This is a genomic window from Nonomuraea insulae, from assembly GCF_042656245.1.
The window spans coordinates 1-6,206 of record NZ_JBHSPA010000104.1; the positions used below are offsets into that span (position 1 = coordinate 1).

Below are 6,206 nucleotides of genomic sequence, written 5' to 3' on the forward strand. Positions count from 1 at the left end.
ACGCCGTGATCAACTCGAAGGCGATCACCAGTATTCCTAGATCATTTTGTTAGGACTTCTAAGGGGGCGGAGTCGCCGTCGCCGCTGCCGATCGGCGCATCCAGGGACAGAGTGCTGTAGGCGGTTGCGGCACCGATGCTTTCCAGCACTTCCTCCTCCGTCAGGTTCATCTTGGCGGCCAGTTCGGCAATGGTCGGCGAGCGGCCCAGGTCCTGGGTGAGATCGCTGGTCAGGCGGTTGAGCTCCGAGCGGCGTTCCTGCTGGATACGCGGTACCCGTACGGCCCAGGTGCGGTCGCGGAAGTGGCGTTTGACTTCACCGGTCATGGTGACGACGGCGTAGCCGCGGAAGTCGTGGCCGAGACCTGCGTCGAAGCCGTTGATGGCTTTGACCAGGCCGAGGTAGGCGGCCTGGCGCAGGTCGTCCATCGGTTCGCCACGATAGCGGTAACGTCCGGCGATCTCGATCACCAGAGGCTGGTGCATCTCGACCAGACGCTCGCGCAGCCGTGCTCGGTGCTGTGGTGAGATGTCCGATCGGATCATTTCCACCAGGAGTTGTTCAGCGGTCATGTTCATGAGCCGGATGTCCCGGGCGGTCATGGTGTCTGCTCCCAGAGATGGCAGGCCCGCCCGGCCGAGAAGGCCAGGCACGGGTGTGCGGCATACGTCTGCCTGAACGAAGCCCTCTGCTTGACCTCTCCACTCCTGCTTGCCGACACCGGCGCCGCTATTTCTTACCAGAGGGTGACAGTAAGGATCACGAGCCCGCCCGGAGCCGCTCGATGTCCTGGATCCGCACGTATGTCCGCTTCGGAGATGGTGCACGGGGTGGCCTCGCCGAGGTGGCGCGCTGCGGCCAATGCCCGGAGGAAGGTTCTGGTCGGTCGCGGTCTGTTTCAGCCGGGCAGTGTCTCGCCGCCGATCGGGGCCAGGATCTCGCCGGTGTAGTACGACGACAACCGCTCGGCTGCGAAGAAGACGTAGGAGGGGGCGATCTCGTCGGGGTCGGCGGCGCGTTTCATCGGGACGTGCTCGCCGAAGTGTTCGACCTTCTCCTGTGGCATGGTCGCCGGGATCAGTGGCGTCCAGACCGGGCCGGGTGCCACGGCGTTGACCCGGATCCCCCGTTCGACGAGGTTCTGCGCCATTGAGTAGGTGAAGGCGTTGATCGCGCCCTTCGTCGCGGCGTAGTCGATGAGCGTCTTGTTGCCGCGCAGGCCGTTGATCGAGGAGGTGTTGATGATCGCCGAGCCGTGGTGCAGGTGCGGCAGGGCCGCCTTGGTGATGCGGTAGTAGCTGTGGATGTTGACCGCGAAGGTGTGCTCCCACTGCTCGTCGCTCAACTGCTCCAGCGAGTCGACCGGCGCCTGGTAGGCCACGTTGTTGACCACGATGTCGAGCCCGCCCAGCTCGGCCACCGCCTGCTCGACGACGGACACGCAGTGCTCGCGCTCGCTCAGGTCGCCCGGCAGCAGCACGCAACGCCGTCCTGCGGCCTCCACCAGTTTCCCGGTGTGGCGCGCGTCCTCGTGCTCGCTCAGGTAGGCGATGGCGACGTCGGCGCCTTCCTTGGCGAAGGCGACGGCCACCGCGCGGCCGATCCCCGAGTCACCTCCGGTGATCAGGGCCCGCTTGTCCTTGAGCAGGCCGCTCCCGGTGTAGGCGCGCATCTCGTCTCGCGGCTCGGGAGTCATGTCCCCGGTGTGCCCTGGATAGGGCTGCTCCTGTGCGGGCGGAGTGCTGCCCGGTTGCTCTGGCATGGCCATCGACGTGCCCGAGTTCAGGCAGGGCTAACGCCAGACAATCTCCATCATTCCGCCGGGCGGTCGTACACGAAGGAAGGGTCGTCAGACCTCGGACCGGTCGAACGGACGTCGTTGTTCAGGTAGCCGTGCGGCGGGTAGTGGGCGGCCTCTGGAAAGGAGGCAGGGTGTCGTTGCACCGACAAGATCACACGGTCGGCGGTCTGACCATCGCCGGTCACCGCGAGCGGGGACCTGGATCGGCCGTGGTCTGCGTACACGGTGCCGGTGTTTCCAGCAGGGAGTTGCTGCCGCTCATCGAGGTGCTGGGGGAACGGCATGATGCCTGGGCGATCGACCTGCCCGGGTACGGGGCGAGCGGAAAGCCGGAGCGGCCACTGACCTTGCCGGCGCTGGCCGACATGGTGGCCGCCTGGGTGGAGGCGGCGGGCTTGGAGCGGCCATGCCTGCTCGGGGCCTCCTTCGGCTGCCAGGTGGTGGTCGACGCCGCCGTCCGTCATCCGCAGGCGGCCGCTTCCCTGGTGCTGGCCGGGCCGACGGTGGATCCCCATGGTCGCTCGCTATGGCGGCTGGCCGGGCAGTGGCTGCGTAATTCGCGAGGGGAAAGCCCGCATATGACGCCGTTGAACATCGCCGACTACCGTGACGCCGGTCTGCGGGGGGTGCTGGCGGCCTTCGGGGAGTCGATCCGCGACCGGGTCGAGGACAAGCTGCCGCTCGTCACCGTGCCCGCCCTGGTCCTGCGCGGTGACAGGGATCGGATGGTGCCTCAGCCGTGGGCCGAGGAGGTGGCCCGGCTGCTGCCGTACGGGCGGCTGGTGGTCATGGACGGGCTGGCGCACATGACGCCGTACCGGGATCCCCGAGGCGTTGCCCAGCGGGTCGAGGACTTCCTGTCGGAGGTGGCGGCATGAAGCCGGGCAAGGTCGTCGCGTCGTTCGATTCCGCCACCGGCATGCTGCGCGCGCTGTCGCGTTTCCTGCGCGGCCGGGACGTGCCGCTCATCGGTCAAGGCCCTGCGGCGATGGAGCCGCTGGCCTCGGCCCTGCTCGGGGCGGCCAACAGGCTGCCGCGGCGGCTGCAGGAGAGGGCGTATGCCGCGAGCGGGTGGGCGGAGGCCGTACCGGGGCACAAGGTGGGCGGCATCCGCTCGGAGGAGCTGGCACGATGGGTCACCGGGCACTATCCGCGCCGGCGCAGCCAGGTGGCCTTCGTCGGCTCGGCCAACGGCGCCCTGACGCACCTGTGCGCGGCGCTGGCCGCGCCCTGGCTGCCGCAGACGCTGCTGATCCCGGTACGGCGGCGTGGCGTCCATCCTGACGAACCACGCGAGGACCTGCGCCACACCCGTGCGGCCGGCCAAGCCCTTCTCTCCGCGAACCCCGACCTCGTCCTGCACCACATGCACGACGCGAACCAGGACCGGCTGATGATCGCCGGCATGACCTATTTCCGCATCAAGTGGCGCCGCCTGCCCGCGGCTTACCGGCGTTATCTGGAGGAGAACCTGGCTCCCGGCGGGACCCTGGTGGTCTCCGACTGCGGGCTGCGCTGGCCGGTTACGGAGGCAGGCCCCCGCCATGTCTTCCAGCACGGGGCGCTCGGTGGCGCGACCCCGCAGGAGTATCAGGATGGTGGCTCGCGCGTGGCGGACTACCTGCGCCGTTACGGCTCTCCGCACCGCCGCTGGGACTATCCGCCAGCGGACGGGGAAAGGCCGGAGGCGGAGTGGGGCTTCGAACCTGGCTTGCTGCCCGACCTTCAGGAGCTGGCCGTGCGCAACGGCTGGCGCTTGGTGCGCATGAGCTTCGCCGAGCCTGAGCATCTCAGCCCGGTGGTGGCCGACCTGTACCGGGAGTGGTACCGGCGGCGTGGCCTGCCGGCCGATCGGCTGCTCGCCGAGTGTTTCCTGCTCCTCGAACCGTGGTGGACGTTGCGCAGCGGGTCGGTGCCGTACTGGATGGTCTTCAACACCGAGCCGTCACTCGCGAGTTTGACCGGATACCTCGACGGTACCGACCCTTTCGAGGAGATCAGGCTGCTGTTGTTCTCCCACGGAGTGGACTCCGTCGGGCTGGCCACGATCGAGCGATGGCGGGAGATGCTGGCCCGCGCGAGCAAAGTCGGCGTCTTCACCGGTGTGGACACGCGCGCCTATCCCCGCGACTTCGCCAGCCTCGCACGCGCCCACCGAGAACTCGCCCGGATCCGGGCCACAGTGCCGATGCCGTTGCCGATGGACTGGCCGACGGCGGAGAAGTTCCTCGCCGACCGCGACGAACTCCACTGGGACACCGAAGACCACGGCAACACCAGCGCCTAATGAACGTACGCGCGGACTTGACCTCGGCTCAGCCCATTGTTCTTGGGCGCCGAAGCGACGAATCCGACCGTGGCGAAGATCTGCAGATACGGCCTGGCGTACATGACGGCGCCCCGAGGGTACGAATAACGCACTGACCGGGCCGGAGTGAGGCGGGACACCGGGCGGCAACTGCCCGCCGCGATATGCCGTCTGCCCCCGAGACCCTATCGAGGTCTTACACACGCCGCGAGAGCGGGCACATGCGACAGCGATGATCGGCAGCGCGAATACGCCCTGCTACTCACTCACGCCGGACACCTTCGTTCGGGATGATCGGCGATGGCGTCGTCCGCCGCGCGGGTGGACGCTGCGACGGCGCCGGGGAGTCTGCCGGTCCTCTGCCCGGTGGCAATGGTCGAAACGTGCGCCAACCTTGGGCCCTGATGAGGCGCGGGGACGCGGTGATTGCCAGCATCAGAGCCGGGTAGGCGACATGCTTCACATCACCGGATAAAGGGGCTTCACCATTGGCCGGCCAGGCCAACTCCAGAGACGTGGTCCAGCGGGCCGACGGCAGTTGGGCGGTCACCAAGCCGGGGGCCGAACGGGCGCTGTACACGGCGGACACCCAGGCAGACGCGGCGCGGCGGGCCAGCGAACTGCTGCGCCGCGACGGCGGAGGCGAGTTGCGTATCCACGGCACGGACGGACAGGTGCGCGACCAGCGAACCATCGCCCCCGGCAACGACCCCAACCCGCCGAAGGGCTGATACACGGTTCCTCAGGCGGCCACGAAGTTCAGCGCCGACATCTCCTACAGGTCAACCGGCGCCTCCCTCAGGCACTCGAGGTCGTTCACCACGGTGGCCGAACCGGCCACCGAGGTGAGCCCGACGGAGAAAAGGGTGTTGTCAAGCACGGACGCTTCCGCCGCTTGCAGCTCCTTTGGGCGGCGCCGATCGGCAACTACGACGGCCACACGGCCTCCCCTTTCAGTCGACGGGGGCGACCGTAGCAGCGCTGGATGCTGAGCCCCTTGCATCGGAGCAGCGTGTGTGCAGTGATGCGGTTCAACCAAGGAGCTCTTTCATGCTCTACCCGGGGCGTCGCGTCATACCGGCGTGATGCCACGAAGATCGGACACGAGGGAGACGATCTGCACCTATGGCCACCTGCGGACGTGCCCCCGAGAAGTCCTACCGTTTGGCTTCGGCCGGCGACCGCAGCCAGGAGCCCCAAGCACCGCCATTACCCCGACCTGCACGTCGTCGGCGGCAACGTGGGAGATGAAGGTGGACCGGCTGATCCGACCAGGGGCGGGCCGCGTCGAGGCGGGACAGCGGTGAGATGGGGGCTTCATCGTGATAGTTGACCCGGAGGGCAACGAGTTCTGTGTCTTGTACCGCAGACGTCCTTAGGGCAACAGGTGCTGCATCCGTCTCTGCGAACGATTTGTTTCGGGACGAGGCGTTTCAGGCGTGTAAGCCTGCACGTAACCGTGTCAGAGCCCGGGCAAGGGCTTAGCGCGCGCTTGTCGGGCAGGGGGCAACGAACAGGCCGGCCGAACGAGAGACACGGTCGGTGAGGTGGACCCGATTCGTCGACGAAGGCAAGGGGACAAGCAGATGAATACGACACGACAGGAGACCGGCGGCGTCACCGGAACCCAGGACAAGGACTACAACCTGATCTGGTTCGTCGAGCAGTGCTTGAGCAACGCGCTGCGGCTGGAGAACTACATCGCCGACGCCGACCGCGCCGGGGACGGAGAACTGGCCGAGTTCTTCCGCCGCGCGCAGCGCGAAAGCCGCAAGGGAGCCGAGCAGGCCAAGGATCTCCTTCGCCGGCGTCTGGCCGGATGACGCCAAGGCGGATGCCTCCTTCCGCGGGAAGGTCACAACGAGTCATGACCGCCTCGATCGGTTGGCGACGCCAGAGAGGATGTACACCAGTCTCCGCTGACCGGCCACTGCGCTTCGGCCTCGATTCACGGGGCCGTCGGCGCTGCGGTCGGCCGCACCCGCGGCAAGGCGTGCAGCGCGTGATGTGACTATCACAAATCAACCTCCGGTAGAGGGTCGCGTCCGAGATGCGGTGTAAAAGGGAACGAGCGTAGGTTGCCGTGCTGAACCGTCC

At 67.5% G+C, this 6,206-nt stretch carries 6 protein-coding genes; 4 read left to right on the top strand and 2 right to left on the bottom strand.

What is annotated here, in order from left to right:
• Positions 1–41: 41 nt before the first annotated feature.
• Together ACFPZ3_RS59895 and ACFPZ3_RS59900 are read right to left on the bottom strand one after the other, a co-directional pair.
• Positions 42–602, bottom strand: coding sequence for a sigma-70 family RNA polymerase sigma factor (locus ACFPZ3_RS59895; protein ID WP_379523394.1), 561 nt, complete (start codon positions 600–602; stop codon positions 42–44).
• 296 nt (positions 603–898) lie between these two features.
• Positions 899–1,762: an SDR family oxidoreductase gene (locus tag ACFPZ3_RS59900; RefSeq protein WP_379523395.1), complete on the bottom strand. Its 864-nt coding sequence runs from the start codon at positions 1,760–1,762 to the stop codon at positions 899–901.
• 170 nt (positions 1,763–1,932) lie between these two features.
• On the opposite strand from ACFPZ3_RS59900, the gene ACFPZ3_RS59905 reads away from it, so the two are divergent.
• The 4 genes from ACFPZ3_RS59905 (at position 1,933) to ACFPZ3_RS59920 (ending at position 5,932) form a co-directional block, all read left to right on the top strand.
• Complete coding sequence (locus ACFPZ3_RS59905; RefSeq protein WP_379523396.1) at positions 1,933–2,679, top strand: alpha/beta fold hydrolase; 747 nt, start codon at positions 1,933–1,935, stop codon at positions 2,677–2,679.
• Positions 2,676–4,088 (top strand): hypothetical protein, encoded by a 1,413-nt coding sequence (locus tag ACFPZ3_RS59910; protein ID WP_379523397.1) that lies wholly within the window; start codon positions 2,676–2,678, stop codon positions 4,086–4,088. Before ACFPZ3_RS59905 ends, ACFPZ3_RS59910 begins: the two co-directional genes overlap by 4 nt.
• Before the next feature lie 509 nt (positions 4,089–4,597).
• Complete coding sequence (locus ACFPZ3_RS59915) at positions 4,598–4,840, top strand: DUF2188 domain-containing protein (protein WP_379523398.1); 243 nt, start codon at positions 4,598–4,600, stop codon at positions 4,838–4,840.
• Positions 4,841–5,695: 855 nt separating this feature from the next.
• Complete coding sequence (locus ACFPZ3_RS59920; protein WP_379523399.1) at positions 5,696–5,932, top strand: hypothetical protein; 237 nt, start codon at positions 5,696–5,698, stop codon at positions 5,930–5,932.
• The last annotated feature ends 274 nt before the right edge of the window (positions 5,933–6,206 follow it).

Coding starts and splice junctions, on each gene's coding strand:
- ACFPZ3_RS59895 (WP_379523394.1), bottom strand. CDS start 602: ATGACCGCCCGGGACATCCGGCTCATGAACATGACCGCTGAACAACTC.
- ACFPZ3_RS59900 (WP_379523395.1), bottom strand. CDS start 1,762: ATGCCAGAGCAACCGGGCAGCACTCCGCCCGCACAGGAGCAGCCCTAT.
- ACFPZ3_RS59910 (WP_379523397.1), top strand. CDS start 2,676: ATGAAGCCGGGCAAGGTCGTCGCGTCGTTCGATTCCGCCACCGGCATG.
- ACFPZ3_RS59920 (WP_379523399.1), top strand. CDS start 5,696: ATGAATACGACACGACAGGAGACCGGCGGCGTCACCGGAACCCAGGAC.